Genomic DNA, 15,976 nt, shown 5'->3' with positions numbered 1-15,976 from the left:
TTTCATGTGCAATATCCGGTTAGGCAGCTTTTTCGAGGTCTTTTTGCCAGCCGCCAGTTGCAGCAAGGCCATTCATCTTGGCGCGATGCGCAAAGGCACGCTGGCCAGCAGCAACGTTTTCGTCCTTGCCGCCCCAGGCTTCCAGTGAAGCGGCTTGCAACGCACGGCCATAGGAGAAGGTCATTTTCCATGGCATTTCGAAGCCGGCATTCATTGTAGACAGATGTGCTGTTGCTTCTTCGCCAGTCTGGCCACCCGACAGGAAAGCAATGCCCGGCACTGCGGCAGGGACCGTGTTGCGGAAGCAGCGGACGGTCTTTTCGGCCACTTCTTCAACAGAGGCTTTGCGCGCCTTCTTGCCGTCGATAACCATGTTCGGTTTCAGGATCATACCTTCAAGTCTGACGCGTGCGTCGTAGAGTTCTGTGAAAACGGTCTTGAGCACCCATTCGGTGACTTCGTAGCAACGGTCGATGGAATGATCGCCCGGCTTGCCATCCATCAGCACTTCCGGCTCAACGATTGGCACGATACCCGCTTCCTGACAGAGTGCCGCATAACGGGCGAGGGCCTGCGCGTTTTGCTTGACCGCTCCCCATGTCGGAAGCCCATCAGAGATGGAAATCACAGCGCGCCATTTCGCAAAGCGTGCGCCAACGCCATAATATTCGTTGAGGCGCTCACGCAGGCCATCAAGACCTTCCGTGATGGTTTCACCGTCAAAACCTGCAAGAGGTTTTGCACCGGCGTCAACCTTGATGCCTGGAACAGCACCCGCCTTGCGGATAAGATCGACAAGTGGTGTGCCGTCTTTGGCCTTCTGACGAATGGTTTCATCATAGAGGATGACGCCAGAAATGTAATTCTTCATCGCGTCGTCAGAGCGGAGCAGCATCTCGCGATAATCGCGGCGCGAATCCTCAGTCGAGGCGAGGCCGATGCTTTCAAAACGCTTTGCGATGGTGCCGGAGCTTTCATCCGCAGCCAGAATCCCTTTGCCGTTTGCGACGAGTGCAATTGCAATATCTTCAAGACGTTCGGTCATGTGTTAGCTCCTTAAGGCCCCGCAAGGGGCAATATTGGGAAGCTGGGCAAAGAGCCTCAGCCGCTCTCAAGACACATATTCATTTTCGATAGCAGAAGAGTTAGGCCAACAAAATGGCAGCACAAGTGGTTGAAACGATTGAAATTTTTTCAAACGATTTAGCCGGGACAAGTTTTCTTACCGGCTGTCAGAACTCTGCTCTAATTGGCGTGCAGAATGAATATTCCAGATTCGACAGACGAATATGCGATTTCAACCCCATTTGGTTTTGACATGACGCCTGAGAATCCCATCTAAAGGATATCAATTATAAGGAGGAGAGATGCGAAGTGCCCTACTAAGCCTGCCGTTCATTCTGGCTGCATCGATGATCGCCCTTCCGGCTCAGACCGCCTTTGCGGACAGCATCAATGCAGGAAGCAGGGAAGCCACCACTGAATTGCCTTTCAATGTGGCAGCAGTGGCGGAATTTGACACACCATGGGCGATTGCATTTCTGCCGGGCGGCAAACTGATCCTCACCGAGAAGGGTGGCAAGATTTTTGTCGTAACCGAAAAGGGTGAGAAGACAGAAGTTGCAGGCGTGCCGGAGGTTTTGTTCAGCGGCCAGAATGGTCTGCTGGATGTTGTTCCTGCGCCTGATTTTGCCAAGAGCAAGGCGATCTATTTCACCTATGTCATGCCGGAAAATGGTGGCGGCGCGCTCATTTTGGCGCGTGCAACGCTGTCTGAAGGCAAGGGCAAGGCTGAGCTTAAGGATATCAAGGCAATTTGGCAGCAGGCTACGCCCGCGAAGGGCGGCCAGCCAGGCGGCAAGATTGCCTTTGCGCTGGACAAAAAACATCTGTTCTTGTCGGTCGGTGATCGAATGTCACCGGCGACTGCTCAGGATGAAAATGCACCGATGGGCAAAATCTTGCGCATGAACCTCGACGGTTCTGTGCCCAAGGATAATCCGATGGCTTCCGAAGGCGGCGTCAAGGCACTGACATGGACAACGGGTCATCGCAATCCCTATGGGCTAGCTTTCGCGCCCGACGGCAAATTGTGGGAACATGAGATGGGGCCGCGCGGTGGCGACGAGTTCAATCTCATCAAGCCGGGTCTCAATTACGGCTGGCCGGTTGTCTCCAATGGCGACAATTATAGTGGCCGTCCGATCCCGCGCCACAGCACGCGGCCAGAGTTCGAAGCACCGATGCTGTTCTGGACGCCGGTGATCTCGCCGGGCGGACTGGCATTCTACAAGGGCAAAATGTTTGCCGACTGGAATGGCTCTGCGCTGATCGCTGGCCTTTCGTCGATGGCGCTGATCCGCGTGACGATCAACAGCGACGGTCAGCCGAATGAAACTGAACGGTTTTCCATGGAAAACCGTATTCGCGACGTGGCAGTTGGTCCTGATGGCGCGATCTGGGTGATTGAGGATGATAATCCTGGGCGGTTGTTGAAATTGACACCTAAGACATAAAGAAAAAGCCCGGAGGAAACCCCGGGCTTTTCGTTTTCTTACTTCTTCAGCACATCAACGCCGGGAAGTGGCTTCCCTTCCATCCATTCAAGGAAAGCGCCGCCAGCGGTCGAGATATAGGTGAAGTCGTCGGCGACACCTGCATGATTAAGCGCTGCAACAGTGTCGCCGCCGCCGCCGACAGATACCAGTTTGCCTGCCTTGGTGCGAGCTGCAACATGCTTGGCTGTCTTGACGGTTGCTGCATCGAAAGGACGCAATTCGAATGCGCCGAGCGGGCCGTTCCAGACGAGTGTTGCCGCATCATCGATGGCCGAGGCGATCAGGTCGGTGGAAAGCGCGCCGGCATCCAGAATCATGCCGTCGCTTGGCACAGCGTCAACGCCATAGGTCTGGTTTGGTGTGTCGGCAGCGAAATGCCAGCCAACAACCGCATCGACAGGCAGGATGATGGCGCATTTGGTCTTTTCAGCCTTGGCCATGATTTCGCGCGCAGTGTGAGCGAGGTCATGTTCGCAAAGCGATTTGCCGACATCGCGGCCTTGTGCTGCGAGGAAAGTGTTGGCCATGCCGCCACCAATCACCAGTGCATCAACCTTCTCGATAAGGTTTGACAACAGGTCGAGCTTGGTCGAAACCTTGGCGCCGCCAACGATTGCAACGACCGGACGCGCTGGCTGACCGAGGCCCTTTTCAAGCGCTTCAAGTTCTGCCTGCATGGCGCGGCCTGCATAGGCTGGCAGCACATGGGCGAGACCTTCGGTCGAAGCGTGCGCGCGGTGCGCTGCCGAGAAGGCGTCATTGACATAGATGTCGCCGTTGGCTGCAAGTGCTGCAACGAATTCTGGATCGTTCTTTTCTTCGCCCTTGTGGAAGCGGGTGTTTTCAAGAAGCAGAACATCGCCGTCTTTGAGTGCCTCCACTGCCGACTTGGCTTTATCGCCAATGCAATCTTCGGCAAAATGCACTCCGTGACCAAGCACTTTTGCGAGCGGCTTGACGACGTGTTTCAGGGAGTTTTCGTCAGAAGAAACGCCTTTTGGACGGCCGAAATGAGCGAGCAGGATGACTTTGGCACCCTTCTTCGACAGTTCCGCAATGGTTGGAACAATACGTTCGATACGGGTGAGGTCGGTTACCTCGCCGTTAGCCATCGGCACGTTGAGGTCAACGCGAACCAGAACGCGTTTTGATTTGACGTCGGCATCATCGAGGGTGCGGAAACTCATGAGAATTCTCCCGGGGCTTTTTCCAGCAGTCTGTGAGCGATTATCGCTCAGACAGGCAGGCGCTGGAACAGGGTTGGGTAATCGGTGACAAGCCCGTCTTCATCGACGGGCAATTCAGCGGTAAACGTGCGGTCGGCGGCAGCGTAACGGTAGAGCTTGTCTTCCTTAAGACAGGTATAACGTTGGCTGTCTCGCAACGGACGGAAACTATTGAACGGTACATAGAGCATGTCGAGCTGTACCGTGCCGCTTTCGGGCGTCAAACCCAAACGGCGGATAGGCAGAGTATTCGTGAAAGGTGTTCCTGCCAGATCAATGTCTATGCAACCATCAAACTCGGATAGTACGTCGCCGGCCATAGTAGTCCAGCGCCCATTTCCATCGGATTTGAGTTCGAGCGTTAAGCCGGATGTCGTTTCGATGAGGAAATGGAATACGCGCCAGTCGCTTGCGCAATCGATGCTATAACGTACACCGTAAGGAACATCGCCACGCTCGCCGATAATAACGCCAGTTGCGTTGATAGTGTTACCGGCGGGCGTGATATTGAGATGTTCGAGCCCTTCTCCTTCCAGCGAACGCCAGCGCGCAACGGTGGGGAGAAGGGAGCGAAACATTGAGCTGCTTAGATCAGCTTGCCGAAAGCGACGGCGGTGTCGCTCATGCGGCTCGAGAAGCCCCATTCATTGTCGTACCAAGACAGGATGCGTACCATCGTGCCGTCCATGACCTTGGTCTGGTCGGTGTGGAAGATCGACGAATGCGAATCGTGGTTGAAGTCGTGCGATACGAGTGGTTCATCGGTGTAACCGAGGATGCCCTTGAGACGGCCATTGGCAGCTTCGCGGATCGCATTGTTGATTTCTTCAACAGTGGTCGTGCGCTTGGCGACGAAGGTCAGGTCGACAACCGAGACATTCGGGGTTGGAACGCGGATTGCAACGCCGTCGAGCTTGCCCTTGAGTTCTGGCAGAACCAGACCAACAGCCTTTGCAGCACCCGTCGAAGTCGGGATCATGGAAAGTGCTGCTGCGCGTGCGCGGTAGAGATCCTTGTGCATGGTGTCCAGCGTTGGCTGGTCGCCCGTGTAGGAGTGGATCGTGGTCATGAAGCCCTTTTCGATGCCGATTGCATCGTTGAGAACCTGAGCCACTGGCGCGAGGCAGTTGGTGGTGCAAGAAGCGTTGGAAATGACCAGGTGGTCCTTCGTCAGCTTGTCGTGGTTCACACCGTAGACGACAGTGAGGTCAGCACCGTCGGCAGGAGCTGAAACGATGACGCGCTTGGCACCTGCTTCAAGATGAAGAGCGGCCTTGTCGCGTGCAGTGAAAATGCCGGTGCATTCCAGAGCGATATCGACGCCTTCTTCTTTCCACGGCAGTTCAGCCGGGTTGCGAACAGCGTGTACTTTGATCGGACCGTAGCCAACGTCGATGGTGTCGCCAACGACTTTTACTTCTTTTGGAAAACGACCATGAACGCTGTCATAGCGCAGCAGATGCGCATTTGTTTCCACCGGGCCAAGGTCGTTGATTGCAACGACCTGAATGTCGGTGCGGCCTGATTCGACGATAGCGCGGAGGACATTACGGCCGATGCGGCCAAAACCGTTGATTGCGACGCGAACTGCCATTTTCTCTAAATCTCCCGAAAGGGTTCTGCATATGCAGTGGCTTGATAAAACAGTTGAATGCGTTTGGGAACGCCCCAACTGGAAACGTAAACGCCGGCGTGTTTAACGCCGGCGTTTGATAATTATGCGGCGGCGTTGAGTTTCTTTTCCGCGGCTTCGGCAGCAGCTTCTGCTGTGATGCCGAAATGCTTGTAAAGATCGTTGATCTCGCCCGAAGCGCCGAAGCCCTTCATGCCGATGAACACGCCGTTGTCGCCGATGAAGCGTTCCCAGCCGAGGCCGAGCGCTGCTTCGATAGCAATCTTGACCGGCGCATTTCCAAGCGTTGCCTGCTTGTATGCATCGCTCTGTTCTTCAAACAGCTCAAAGCAAGGAACGGAAACAACACGGGTTGCAATGCCCTTGCCTTCGAGAAGGTCGCGAGCCTTGAGCGCGATTTCCACTTCCGAACCGGTTGCGAAGATCGTGACTTTGGCATCGTTGCTTGCGGCTGCAAGTTCGTATGCGCCGAATGCGGAGAGGTTTTCTTCGCGATGTTCGGTACGCACGACTGGCAGGTTCTGACGGGTCAGAGCGAGCGTCGAAGGGGTCTTTGTCGACTTCAGTGCAAGCTGCCAGCATTCTGCTGCTTCCACTGCGTCTGCCGGACGGAAGACGTTGTGGTTTGGAATTGCGCGCAGAACAGCCAGATGTTCGACCGGCTGGTGGGTCGGACCATCTTCGCCAAGACCAATCGAATCATGCGTCATGACGTAAACAACGCGGATGCCCATCAGCGACGACAGACGCATGGCCGGACGGCAATAATCTGAGAAGGTCAGGAAGGTGCCGGAGTAAGGAATGACGCCGCCATGCAGTGTCATGCCGTTCATCGCAGCCGCCATGCCGTGTTCGCGGATACCATAGTGGACGTAACGGCCACCGTAGTTTTCTGGCGTCACAGCTTTGGTCTGGCTGGTCTTGGTGTTGTTGGAACCGGTCAGGTCGGCAGAGCCGCCGATGGTTTCAGGAACAACGCCATTGATGACTTCCAGAGCCATTTCCGACGACTTGCGGGTCGCAACCTTGGGCTTTTCAGCGGAAAGCTTCTTTTTATATTCGATGATGGTTTCATCGAAGTTTGCAGGCAGATCGCCACGCATGCGACGTTCAAATTCTGCACGGGTTTCAGCATCGACATTTGCCAGACGCTTTTCCCATTCCTGACGCTTCTTGGCAGAGTTCAGGCCAGCAACGCGCCAAGCGTCGAGAACCTCAGCAGGAACCACAAATGGTTCTGCCGACCAGCCAAGTGCCTTACGGGTCGCAGCGATTTCTTCTGCGCCGAGTGGCGAGCCGTGGACCTTGTTCGTGCCGGCCTTGTTTGGCGAACCGAAACCAATGGTGGTCTTGCACGCGATGAGCGTTGGCTTTTCCGAAACCTTGGCCAGTTCGATAGCCTTGGCAATCGCATCCTGATCATGGCCGTCAACAGCAAGCGTATTCCAGCCGGAAGCGGCGAAACGTGCAGGCTGGTCGGTGTTATCGGAAAGGGAAACGGCACCGTCGATGGTGATGTTGTTGTCATCCCAGAAGACGATGAGCTTGTTAAGCTTCAGATGGCCCGCAAGCGCGATGGCTTCCTGGCTGATGCCTTCCATCAGGCAACCGTCACCGGCAATCACATAGGTGTAATGGTCAACAAGGCTGTCGCCGAACTGTGCGTTCAGGATGCGCTCGGACAGCGCCATGCCGACAGCATTGGCAATGCCCTGACCAAGGGGACCGGTGGTGGTCTCGATGCCTGCGGCATGACCATATTCCGGGTGACCTGCGGTGCGCGAGCCCAGCTGACGGAAATTCTTGATTTCGTCGATGGTGATATCTTCGTAGCCCGAGAGGAAGAGCAGCGAATAAAGAAGCATTGAGCCGTGACCTGCTGACAGCACGAAACGGTCGCGATCTGGCCAATGTGGGTTCTGCGGGTCGTGCGACAGGAAACGCGTATAGAGCGTTGTCGCGATGTCGGCTGCGCCCATCGGCAGGCCGGGATGGCCGGAATTGGCTTTCTCAACCGCATCAATCGAGAGAAAGCGGATAGCGTTGGCCAACTGGTTTTGTTTATCGGAATTCGTCATGGTCTCGGCCGTCTTTCCATAGAGGTTTTAACGGGGTTGCGGCGATGCCTCGGGACTGAAGCACGAACTCCTTATACTAAACGATTTAATCTCTTTAAACCGATTAAATTCTTCAGATGCTCGCGCTGCAGAAGGCTTTGGGACACATAGCACCTGCGCCCGAGGAGTCAACAAAACGATGACTTTTGAACGATAAACAGTCCGCGACTGTGCGTTGAATGCGGGCAATTTATGGGCTGTTCATCACCGAAAAGCCTTTTTTGCGCTGATAACGGTGCATGAACAGCCAGTCTGGCTCGTCATTTGTTGCTTATCGGGCGGTCGATTATTACAGTATTTTCAAAGATGCCCGTCCGGCAGGCGCGATTCGATGTCTGTGATCTGGCATTGGAAAGGATATGGATGGCACCCGAAACGACCCTCAGGCAGGTCCTTGAACGGCTGGAAAAGGCACTCAATACGCTTGAACAAGCGGTGGACCTGCGGCTGGACAAGGAAGGCGATTTCGCCGAAGCCGAGGAAGAGGTGCAGCGCATGAACGCTGACCGCAGCCGTCTTGCTCAGGAACTCGATCAGTCTGAGGCGCGCGCGGAACGGCTGGAAGCCGCAAATCGCGAAGTCTCGCGTCGTCTTGTGACGGCGATGGAGACCATACGCGCCGTTCTGGATCGATAGGGGAATAAGCATGGCGACTGTTACCGTTACCATCGACGGCAAAGCTTATCGCATGGCCTGTGACGAAGGGCAGGAGGAGCATCTCTCAGGTCTTGCTGATCGTTTCGACCAATACGTCACCCATCTCAAATCTTCTTTCGGCGAAATCGGCGATCTGCGTCTGACGGTGATGGCCGGCATCATGGTGATGGATGAGCTTGCCGAAACGCAGAAGCGTATCAAAGGGCTTGAGGCCGAAATTGAAACTTTGCGCCGATCCCGCGATGAGGCACTGACCAGTGCCGACAAGAACGATGCGGCGATTACCGGTATGCTTTCGGACGTAGCCGCTCGGCTTGAACAGGTCGCCTCGCGCATTGCGCCGCGCCCAAGCTCTTCGTAACGAAAATATAATAGCTCATATCAAGGTAGCTACTGGCGCTCACCTCTGACAGGGCCTATATAGGTTGTCGGCGTACTGCGCTTCCCGACAGGTGTTACAGCATCCCCGGGGCCTTATTGATCTCTAAGGGAGCTGTCCCTGTGAAGGCCTGTGGGCTTTCGCATATGGCACCCACCTACGTTGTAGGTTCCCGGGATCAATCACAACCATCGGTCGTCGTGGTCGCCACTTTTCTCTAAATTACGCATTTTTCCTAACTTGTGCATGGTCCGGGCCAAAGGTGCCTCGCGCTTTCGGTTCAAATGCTCTAAAACGCGTTATCCTTCAAAGATATGTGCGTTTTTAGATGAATTCTTCTTCCCCAAATGTACCCGGCTTTTTTGAACGTTTGCGCGTGGCTGTTCCAGTCGCAGTGGCTTACGGGCTTTTGCTCTATCTCCTGATCTGGGTGAGCACAGCGCGGGAATGGATGCCGTTCATCGGCGGGCTTATGCTTTTGCCCATGGCGATATCAAGTCTTGCTTCCAGCCTCAGCGATCCGCGTGCAGAAAAAGACCTCTGGCGTCATGTAAGAATGGGCTGGATGATTATCGGCGGTTTGGTTGTCGTCAGCATGGTTGGCTTCAGAGAAGGTGGCATTTGCGTCGTAATGGCCTCGCCATTTTTCTGCATTTTCTCCGCACTGGGTTCATGGGTGACGCTTTCGCTTATTCGGCGTTTCCGCACACCGCGTTCCACGATGCTGGTGATCGCGCTGCCGTTGCTGTTTTATCCGCTTGAGCCATTGCTGAAATATGAGCCGCATGAAGGGGCTGTGACAACAATCATTGACATCGCAGCGCCGCCGGAAGTGGTTTGGCAACAAACGGCGGAAATCCGCAATGTACGTCAGGACGAGCTATCATGGACATTCAGCCATGGCATTGTTGGCGTTCCACAGCCCGTGGACGCTCGTCTTGAGGGAACGGGCATCGGTGCCGTGCGTCAGCTTGAATGGACGCGGGGCGTCAAGTTTCAGGAAGTCGTGACGCGCTGGGAAGAAAACAAGCTTTTAGCGTGGGATTTCCGGTTTTTGTCTGATTCGATCCCCGCGGCTGTCGAGGCCCATATCAATGTGAACAGCAACTATCTCAAGCTCGCCAATGGCGATTATCGTCTTGAAGCATTGCCGAACGGTCATACGCGGCTCACACTTACCACCCGCTATCAGATTGCGACGCCGATCAATTTCTACTGTGACCTGTGGGGCAAGGTTTTCCTGAATGATTTTCATAGTGTTGTGCTGAAAGTCATTCGGGATCGCTCAGAACAGATTGCAGCTGCTTCTTGACGGATGCCGCCATTCCGGTTCCACTAATGTTTATCTCCCAAAAGTGGGAACCGGCTATTGGATAAAGACATACGAGAAAACAAGGGCTTAAATCGTGTTGCATGGATATGATTAAACACGACATGCTTTAGCAAAATCACTGGAGGGCGCTGCAATGAACGACCACGGACAGCCACGAGGCGATGACAAGCAGGCATTAAGGCGTGAGGTGCTTTCGCGCCGTGACGCACTTGATCCCCGGTTTCGCTATGAGGCTTCCTTGTCGGCAGCGAAGAAGGCTGAAACGGCTATCGTTGCCCTCAAAGGCATGATGATCGCTGGTTACTGGCCAATCCGTTCAGAGATCGATCCGCGCCCGTTGTTGTCTTACATGCGTGAAAAGGGTGTGCGGCTCTGCCTGCCTGTTGTGCTCGACAAGGTAACGATTGCTTTTCGTGAATTTCTACCCGATGCGGAACTCGTTCAAACAGGTTTCGGTACCATGGGACCAGACAAAAATGCACCGCTGGTCGATCCTGCGATCATGCTGATGCCGCTGGCGGGTTTTGACAAGCGTGGACATCGGTTGGGTTATGGTGCTGGGCATTATGACCGAGCGCTGGCTCGCTTTGCCGAACGCGGTCTGGAGCCGCTGTTAGTCGGGATGGCTTTTGACTGCCAGGAAGTGCCACATGTGCCCAATGAGCCGCACGACATTGCTCTTCACCATATACTGACCGAGACCGGCTTGCGCTCATTCAATCAGGGCTGATAAAGACGCATTTATGAGATTACTTTTTCTTGGTGACATGGTGGGCCGGTCGGGGCGCACGGCGGTCTATGAAAAGCTGCCGGGGCTGATCTCTGATCTCAAGCTGGATTTTGTGATCGTCAACGGTGAAAACGCCGCTGGCGGCTTCGGCATAACCGAAGAAATTTTTCACGACACGATCCGCGCAGGCGCGGATGTGGTGACGACGGGAAACCACGTATGGGATCAGCGCGAAGCGCTGGATTTTTCCAAGCGTGAAGATCGGTTTCTGCGTCCGGCCAATTTTCCGAAAGGAACAGCGGGTAAAGGCGAGGGGCTCTTCATTGCGAAGAACGGCGCGCGCGTGCTGGTGTCCAATGTGATGGGCCGCGTGTTCATGCATCCGGACCTCGATGATCCTTTCATCGCTGCCGAGAAGATCCTTGAAGCTTGCCCGCTTGGTGAACAGGCGGATGCGGTGTTCTTCGATTTCCATGCGGAAGCAACCAGTGAAAAGCAGTGCTTCGGCCATTTCGTCGATGGGCGGGCCAGCGCCGTTGTTGGAACGCATACCCATGTGCCGACCGCTGATTGCCAGATACTGCGCAATGGCACTGCTTATATGTCTGATGCAGGCATGTGCGGCGACTATGACTCGTCGCTTGGTATGGATAAGGAAGAGCCGCTCAATCGCTTTTTGTCGAAAGTACCCAAAGGCCGTTTTGAAGCGGCCAGCGGCCCAGCGACAATTTGCGGTGTCGGGATCGAGATTTCCGACCGTACGGGTCTTGCCGAAAAAGTGGCTCCTTTGCGTATCGGCGCAAGGCTTGAAGAGGCCATTCCGGAATTCTGGAAATAAAGCATCTGAGCCAAAAGTGGGAACCGGTTTTGCGTTCGGAAATGCGTAAAAACAAATAGTTACAGCGGTTCCAACGATTAAGTCTTAACTGGAACCGCTGTAACGCTTCATTTTGTGCTGATTTACGAAGTTATCGTCAATGGGGCTGCTGATTGCAGATAGGGGATCGCCGCCCGTTGAACGCTTTTGCGGAGTTCCTATTTCCTTGCGATGAGCTTTCGTAAGGGGACACGACTCAATGGAGTTTTTTGCCGAGCATCTGGCATTTCTTTCAAGTCCAGGCGGATGGGCCGCACTGATCACGCTGGTGACGATGGAAGTCGTCCTTGGCATCGACAATCTTATTTTCATATCGATTCTGACCAATAAGCTTCCCGCTGAATTGCAATCCAAAGCACGGCGCATTGGCATTGGTGCAGCGCTCATTTTGCGTCTGGCATTGCTGTTTACGATCTCAATCATTGTGCAGCTCAAAGAACCGGTCTTCCACGCCTTCGATCATGGTTTCTCCTGGCGTGATATAATTCTCATCGCTGGTGGTCTTTTCCTCGTCTGGAAGGCGACCAAGGAAATTCACCACACTGTCGATCCGGAAGACGGTAAGGAGAACATTGGCGGCAAGGTCGTTCAGCTGACGATGAGTGCCGCCATTGTGCAGATATTGATACTCGATCTCGTGTTCTCCGTCGATTCGATCATTACCGCTGTCGGTATGACCGACGAGATTGCGATTATGGTTATTGCTGTGCTCGCCGCCGTTACAGTCATGCTGCTTGCTGCCGATCCGCTGTCGCGGTTCATTGCCAACAATCCAACCATTGTGATGCTGGCACTGGGTTTCCTGTTGATGATCGGTATGACGCTGATTGCCGATGGTTTTGGCTTCCATGTGCCAAAGGGCTATATTTACGCGGCTATGGGCTTTTCGGCGCTGGTCGAGGCTCTCAATATGCTGGCTCGACGCAGGCGAAAGCAGTAAAGTTTTCAGGTACGAAAAAGCCGCCCTCTTTTGAAGAGGGCGGCTTTGTTATGTTTGAGTTAGCGTGCGGCAGCTTTGAGAATAGCAGCACTGAGGGCTGACTTTATGAGCGCGCCGATGAGGAATGGCGTTACGCCGAAGGCGACGGCCTTCTCAATGCCGATAGCACCTGCAAGCCACATTGCACCCAGTGCAAGGCAGAGAAGATTGGCGGCAAGAAACGATACAAAAGCTAGGCCTACACGCTTACCATTCCAGCCGCGTTCTGCCAGATAGCCTGTCATTGCTGCGATGATCGGAAACGAGACAAGATAGCCCGCCGTTGGGCCCGCAAAATGCTGGATGCCACCAGCGCCACCAGCCAGAACTGGCAAGCCGATCATGGCTTCGCCGAGCCATGCCAGAACCGTAACAAGGCCAAGACGCCAGCCATATAGTGCACCAATCAGTGGAACGATCAGTGTTTGCAGCGTGATTGGGACGGGAATCATCGGCACCGCGACCTGTGATGAAATCGCCAGAGCCAATGTGCCGAGTGCAATGGCTGCGAGACGCATTGCCGGTGAACGGGATTCAAGATTGAGTGGGCTGAACGTTGAGCGTGGTTGCGTGATGCTTACCATAGCGTCCTCAAATTATAGATAAAAATAAGATTCGATCTATTTAAATTCCAGCGAAACGCTGGATTTGGCAAGTGTGAAATTAATAAAATATATAATTCACTGATCACGAGGCGCAAAGTGCCCGGAAATCAAAGATTTATAGCTGTGACTTTAAATTGGTCAGCCGACGATAGCGAAGGAATCGCGTGTTTTGCCGGAAGCGGTCTTGACCGGACGATGGCCAATCCACTGCACATGGCGGGAAAGAATCGTCGCAGCGACATCGACATCATTTTGCCGGAGTGCTGTCAGAATCGCGCGGTGATCGTGATCTGTTCGGGTTTCCCATTCGGAGCGCCAGGTAGCAAACAGAAAGCGGGCGCTGGCCGCGTGGAGATCATCTATCGCGGCAAGCAGGCGCGGCATGTTGCAGGGGTCGAGAATCAATCGGTGAAACCGGCGATTGGCATCTTCCCAGCTTTTTACGTCGCGCGATTTATCGCCTTCAAGGGTTGCCTGTTCTGCGGCATCAAGTGTGGCGCGGGTGATATGCGGGGCCGCGTGACGTAGCGCCAGCACTTCAAGCGCTGCTCGCATTTCGGCAACTTCGTGGAGTTCGCTGATATCAAATGATGCAACCCGCACGCCCCGGCGCGGTTCCGACACAGCAAGCCCCTGAGCTTCAAGCCGCCGAAACGCCTCGCGCACAGGCACATGGCTGGTTTCGAACTCTTCGGCAATATGATCCTGCCGCAGTTTGCTGCCCGGCTCAATCTCACCCGCAATGATGCGATCCGCGAGGATGCGGCTGATGCGGACGGCAATGGTTTCGCCGGGAGTTTCACTGGAGCGCTGATTCATGATTTTATAGATAATTTGTTTGCAACATCACGTCGAGACTTAAGTGCATTATCGACATAGGAATCAGCAAATTAGCGCTTTTGCTGGACGAATGAGGCTCAATTCCTTATAACGCGCGCATTCTGCACGGAAAGCACGGTGGCCCGAGCTGTGGCCTGCCCTATTCTCATGTGACGCTTTCTCCGTGCGCTTCATTAGAACAGAACAGGGGTGCCATGGCTGGCCATTCACAGTTTAAGAATATCATGCACCGCAAAGGGCGCCAGGATGCCGTGCGGTCGAAAATGTTTTCCAAGCTCGGACGCGAAATTACTGTCGCTGCCAAGCAGGGTCTGCCTGACCCATTGATGAACCCGCGCCTGCGTCTGGCAATTCAGAACGCCAAGGCGCAGTCTATGCCGAAAGACAATATCGAACGCGCCATCAAGAAGGCCGCCGGCAATGACGGTGAAAACTATGATGAAGTGCGTTACGAAGGCCGCGGCCCGGGTGGTGTTTCGGTGATCGTCGAAGCCCTGACCGACAACCGCAATCGTACCGCATCGAATGTGCGTGCTGCTTTCACGAAGTCGGGCGGCGCGCTTGGCGAAACCGGTTCTGCATCCTTCATGTTCGATCGCGTTGGCGAAATCGTCTACAAGGCCGAAGTCGGTGATGCCGATAAGGTCATGGAAGCAGCCATTGAAGCTGGCGCTGAGGATGTTCAGTCGGGCGAGGAAGATCATGTGATCCTTTGCGCCTTTGAAGACATCGGTGACGTCTCCAAGGCCCTCGAAGCCTCATTGGGTGAAGCCGAATCGATCAAGACGATCTGGAAGCCGCAGACCAATACTGAACTTGATGAGGAAAAGGCACGCTCTGTCCTCAAGCTGCTCAATGCACTCGAAGACGATGACGATGTGCAGAACGTTTACACGAACTTCGAAGTCAGCGAAGAAATCATGGAAAAGCTGAGCGCCTGATTTCGGCTTTCAGTTCTGGATTGGAAAACTCCCGGTTTGTCCGGGAGTTTTTTTATTGTGCTGAAGAGTTGGGGGTCGCTTACCGCAATACAGCGGTTCCGGTTAATATTGAATCGTTGGAACCGCTGTAACTATTTGTTTTTACGCATTTCCGAACACAAAACCGGTTCCCACTTTTGCTGGAAATGCTTTAATTCGTCATAAAGCTCATCCATTGCGCCGCTATCAGCCACATTCACCAATTTCATATGGTGAGTTTGTGCGGCAGCTTGCATTTCAATGTTTTCACGGAGAGAGCGTTCAATGAATTTATCGATGATAGCCTGATGAAGGGCGTCGGCTCTGCTGTAACCAGCTTCGCTGCGCATTCGCTCTTGCAGAAAATCGGCTTCCGCATAAAGACAAATGCAGCTCGTGAAGGCCGGGTTGAGCGTTGCAAGATATTCGGGGCGTAGCGCTGCGCCTTCAAAGATGAAAGGCCTTCCGGCGTGGATTTCATCTTCAATTTTTCGCCTGATAACAGGCCAGATATTTTTATGGTGCACTTTCAGAAACCAGTGAATCGTCTCTGATGACAGGCGTTGATAATATTCAGCGATTGTGGGGCGAACTGTGGGCCACGGACGTCCGGGATGACGGGCAAGTTCATCTGTCGAAATGATGGTCCATCCAAGCTTATCAGCAAGCCGGTGAGCAAAAGAAGTTTTGCCGACATGAGACGTGCCGGTAATCATTATGCCTGAAAGCGCTCTCATCATCATTGGAGTAAAGATTAGAGCGTTTGTTCGTACTTTAAAAGCCGCAACAAAAAACCTCGCCGAAGCGAGGTTTTTCGTAAGTTCATCAATGACGGTATTAGATACCGAGATTGCCGAAACGGTTCTTGAACTTGGTTACGCGGCCACCGCGATCAAGCAGGGTCTGCGAACCACCGGTCCATGCTGGATGCGTGGATGGATCGATATCGAGATTCATCGTATCGCCTTCCTTGCCCCAGGTAGAGCGGGTTGAATATTCAGTGCCATCGGTCATCACGACCTTGATGGTGTGGTAGTCGGGATGGATATCAGCTTTCATCTTCTCAATCCTGAAAGTCTGGGA

Annotated in this window: 17 protein-coding genes and 1 other RNA gene; 9 read left to right on the top strand and 9 right to left on the bottom strand. The window is 54.0% G+C overall.

What is annotated here, in order from left to right:
• Window positions 1-19 precede the first annotated feature (19 nt).
• Window positions 20-1,045, bottom strand: a complete 1,026-nt coding sequence (locus CES85_RS19195; protein WP_095447349.1) for a class I fructose-bisphosphate aldolase — start codon at window positions 1,043-1,045, stop codon at window positions 20-22.
• Between the two features lie 322 nt (window positions 1,046-1,367).
• On the opposite strand from CES85_RS19195, the gene CES85_RS19190 reads away from it, so the two are divergent.
• Window positions 1,368-2,516: a PQQ-dependent sugar dehydrogenase gene (locus tag CES85_RS19190; RefSeq protein ID WP_095447348.1), complete on the top strand. Its 1,149-nt coding sequence runs from the start codon at window positions 1,368-1,370 to the stop codon at window positions 2,514-2,516.
• A 38-nt stretch (window positions 2,517-2,554) separates the two neighbouring features.
• Here the strand turns inward: CES85_RS19190 and CES85_RS19185 are convergent, their stop codons facing one another.
• The 4 genes from CES85_RS19185 to tkt form a co-directional block, all read right to left on the bottom strand.
• Window positions 2,555-3,745 (bottom strand): phosphoglycerate kinase, encoded by a 1,191-nt coding sequence (locus CES85_RS19185; protein ID WP_095447347.1) that lies wholly within the window; start codon window positions 3,743-3,745, stop codon window positions 2,555-2,557.
• A 47-nt stretch (window positions 3,746-3,792) separates the two neighbouring features.
• Window positions 3,793-4,362, bottom strand: a complete 570-nt coding sequence (locus CES85_RS19180) for a putative glycolipid-binding domain-containing protein (protein WP_095447346.1) — start codon at window positions 4,360-4,362, stop codon at window positions 3,793-3,795.
• A gap of 8 nt (window positions 4,363-4,370) precedes the next feature.
• On the bottom strand, window positions 4,371-5,378 hold the full coding sequence (gene gap / locus CES85_RS19175) for a type I glyceraldehyde-3-phosphate dehydrogenase (protein WP_095447345.1): 1,008 nt from the start codon (window positions 5,376-5,378) through the stop codon (window positions 4,371-4,373).
• A 122-nt stretch (window positions 5,379-5,500) separates the two neighbouring features.
• Window positions 5,501-7,495, bottom strand: coding sequence for a transketolase (gene tkt, locus CES85_RS19170; RefSeq protein ID WP_095447344.1), 1,995 nt, complete (start codon window positions 7,493-7,495; stop codon window positions 5,501-5,503).
• Window positions 7,496-7,897: 402 nt separating this feature from the next.
• Between tkt and CES85_RS19165 the strand changes: the two genes are divergently transcribed.
• The 7 genes from CES85_RS19165 (at window position 7,898) to CES85_RS19135 (ending at window position 12,450) form a co-directional block, all read left to right on the top strand.
• The gene (locus tag CES85_RS19165; RefSeq protein ID WP_010661399.1) at window positions 7,898-8,170 is read left to right on the top strand and encodes a DUF4164 domain-containing protein; all 273 of its coding nucleotides are present in this window, start codon (window positions 7,898-7,900) and stop codon (window positions 8,168-8,170) included.
• A gap of 10 nt (window positions 8,171-8,180) precedes the next feature.
• On the top strand, window positions 8,181-8,552 hold the full coding sequence (locus CES85_RS19160) for a cell division protein ZapA (protein WP_095447343.1): 372 nt from the start codon (window positions 8,181-8,183) through the stop codon (window positions 8,550-8,552).
• Window positions 8,553-8,621: 69 nt separating this feature from the next.
• Window positions 8,622-8,780: non-coding RNA, 6S RNA (gene ssrS, locus CES85_RS19155), on the top strand.
• 118 nt (window positions 8,781-8,898) lie between these two features.
• Complete coding sequence (locus CES85_RS19150; protein ID WP_095447342.1) at window positions 8,899-9,882, top strand: SRPBCC family protein; 984 nt, start codon at window positions 8,899-8,901, stop codon at window positions 9,880-9,882.
• Window positions 9,883-10,036: 154 nt separating this feature from the next.
• Window positions 10,037-10,633 carry a 5-formyltetrahydrofolate cyclo-ligase gene (locus CES85_RS19145; RefSeq protein ID WP_095447341.1) on the top strand — a complete coding sequence of 199 codons (597 nt, stop codon included), beginning with the start codon at window positions 10,037-10,039 and terminating at the stop codon, window positions 10,631-10,633.
• A 13-nt stretch (window positions 10,634-10,646) separates the two neighbouring features.
• Window positions 10,647-11,471, top strand: coding sequence for a TIGR00282 family metallophosphoesterase (locus tag CES85_RS19140; protein WP_095447340.1), 825 nt, complete (start codon window positions 10,647-10,649; stop codon window positions 11,469-11,471).
• Between the two features lie 238 nt (window positions 11,472-11,709).
• A complete protein-coding gene (locus CES85_RS19135) occupies window positions 11,710-12,450 on the top strand; it encodes a TerC family protein (protein ID WP_095447339.1) in 741 nt (246 codons plus the stop codon).
• Between the two features lie 59 nt (window positions 12,451-12,509).
• On the opposite strand, the gene CES85_RS19130 is transcribed toward CES85_RS19135, so the two are convergent.
• Window positions 12,510-13,073, bottom strand: a complete 564-nt coding sequence (locus CES85_RS19130) for a biotin transporter BioY (RefSeq protein WP_095447338.1) — start codon at window positions 13,071-13,073, stop codon at window positions 12,510-12,512.
• Window positions 13,074-13,232: 159 nt separating this feature from the next.
• Window positions 13,233-13,913, bottom strand: a complete 681-nt coding sequence (locus tag CES85_RS19125) for a GntR family transcriptional regulator (protein WP_095447337.1) — start codon at window positions 13,911-13,913, stop codon at window positions 13,233-13,235.
• Window positions 13,914-14,128: 215 nt separating this feature from the next.
• On the opposite strand from CES85_RS19125, the gene CES85_RS19120 reads away from it, so the two are divergent.
• Entirely contained in the window at window positions 14,129-14,875 is a 747-nt protein-coding gene (locus CES85_RS19120; RefSeq protein ID WP_095447336.1) for a YebC/PmpR family DNA-binding transcriptional regulator, read from the top strand.
• A 131-nt stretch (window positions 14,876-15,006) separates the two neighbouring features.
• Here the strand turns inward: CES85_RS19120 and CES85_RS28330 are convergent, their stop codons facing one another.
• Window positions 15,007-15,633, bottom strand: coding sequence for an AAA family ATPase (locus CES85_RS28330; RefSeq protein ID WP_095447975.1), 627 nt, complete (start codon window positions 15,631-15,633; stop codon window positions 15,007-15,009).
• Window positions 15,634-15,730: 97 nt separating this feature from the next.
• Window positions 15,731-15,952: a 50S ribosomal protein L31 gene (rpmE, locus tag CES85_RS19110; protein WP_094505480.1), complete on the bottom strand. Its 222-nt coding sequence runs from the start codon at window positions 15,950-15,952 to the stop codon at window positions 15,731-15,733.
• Window positions 15,953-15,976 lie beyond the last annotated feature (24 nt).

This window comes from Ochrobactrum quorumnocens (genome assembly GCF_002278035.1).
Taxonomy (GTDB): Bacteria; Pseudomonadota; Alphaproteobacteria; order Rhizobiales; family Rhizobiaceae; genus Brucella; species Brucella quorumnocens.
The sequence above is the reverse complement of the archived record's forward strand: the minus strand, read 5'-3'. Positions and strand labels throughout refer to the sequence as shown.

Bases quoted from the DNA above. Each gene is read 5' to 3' on its own strand.
- CES85_RS19195 (WP_095447349.1), bottom strand. From the start codon at position 1,045: ATGACCGAACGTCTTGAAGATATTGCAATTGCACTCGTCGCAAACGGC.
- CES85_RS19190 (WP_095447348.1), top strand. From the start codon at position 1,368: ATGCGAAGTGCCCTACTAAGCCTGCCGTTCATTCTGGCTGCATCGATG.
- CES85_RS19185 (WP_095447347.1), bottom strand. From the start codon at position 3,745: ATGAGTTTCCGCACCCTCGATGATGCCGACGTCAAATCAAAACGCGTT.
- CES85_RS19180 (WP_095447346.1), bottom strand. From the start codon at position 4,362: ATGTTTCGCTCCCTTCTCCCCACCGTTGCGCGCTGGCGTTCGCTGGAA.
- gap (WP_095447345.1), bottom strand. From the start codon at position 5,378: ATGGCAGTTCGCGTCGCAATCAACGGTTTTGGCCGCATCGGCCGTAAT.
- tkt (WP_095447344.1), bottom strand. From the start codon at position 7,495: ATGACGAATTCCGATAAACAAAACCAGTTGGCCAACGCTATCCGCTTT.
- CES85_RS19165 (WP_010661399.1), top strand. From the start codon at position 7,898: ATGGCACCCGAAACGACCCTCAGGCAGGTCCTTGAACGGCTGGAAAAG.
- CES85_RS19160 (WP_095447343.1), top strand. From the start codon at position 8,181: ATGGCGACTGTTACCGTTACCATCGACGGCAAAGCTTATCGCATGGCC.
- CES85_RS19150 (WP_095447342.1), top strand. From the start codon at position 8,899: ATGAATTCTTCTTCCCCAAATGTACCCGGCTTTTTTGAACGTTTGCGC.
- CES85_RS19145 (WP_095447341.1), top strand. From the start codon at position 10,037: ATGAACGACCACGGACAGCCACGAGGCGATGACAAGCAGGCATTAAGG.
- CES85_RS19140 (WP_095447340.1), top strand. From the start codon at position 10,647: ATGAGATTACTTTTTCTTGGTGACATGGTGGGCCGGTCGGGGCGCACG.
- CES85_RS19135 (WP_095447339.1), top strand. From the start codon at position 11,710: ATGGAGTTTTTTGCCGAGCATCTGGCATTTCTTTCAAGTCCAGGCGGA.
- CES85_RS19130 (WP_095447338.1), bottom strand. From the start codon at position 13,073: ATGGTAAGCATCACGCAACCACGCTCAACGTTCAGCCCACTCAATCTT.
- CES85_RS19125 (WP_095447337.1), bottom strand. From the start codon at position 13,913: ATGAATCAGCGCTCCAGTGAAACTCCCGGCGAAACCATTGCCGTCCGC.
- CES85_RS19120 (WP_095447336.1), top strand. From the start codon at position 14,129: ATGGCTGGCCATTCACAGTTTAAGAATATCATGCACCGCAAAGGGCGC.
- CES85_RS28330 (WP_095447975.1), bottom strand. From the start codon at position 15,633: ATGATGAGAGCGCTTTCAGGCATAATGATTACCGGCACGTCTCATGTC.
- rpmE (WP_094505480.1), bottom strand. From the start codon at position 15,952: ATGAAAGCTGATATCCATCCCGACTACCACACCATCAAGGTCGTGATG.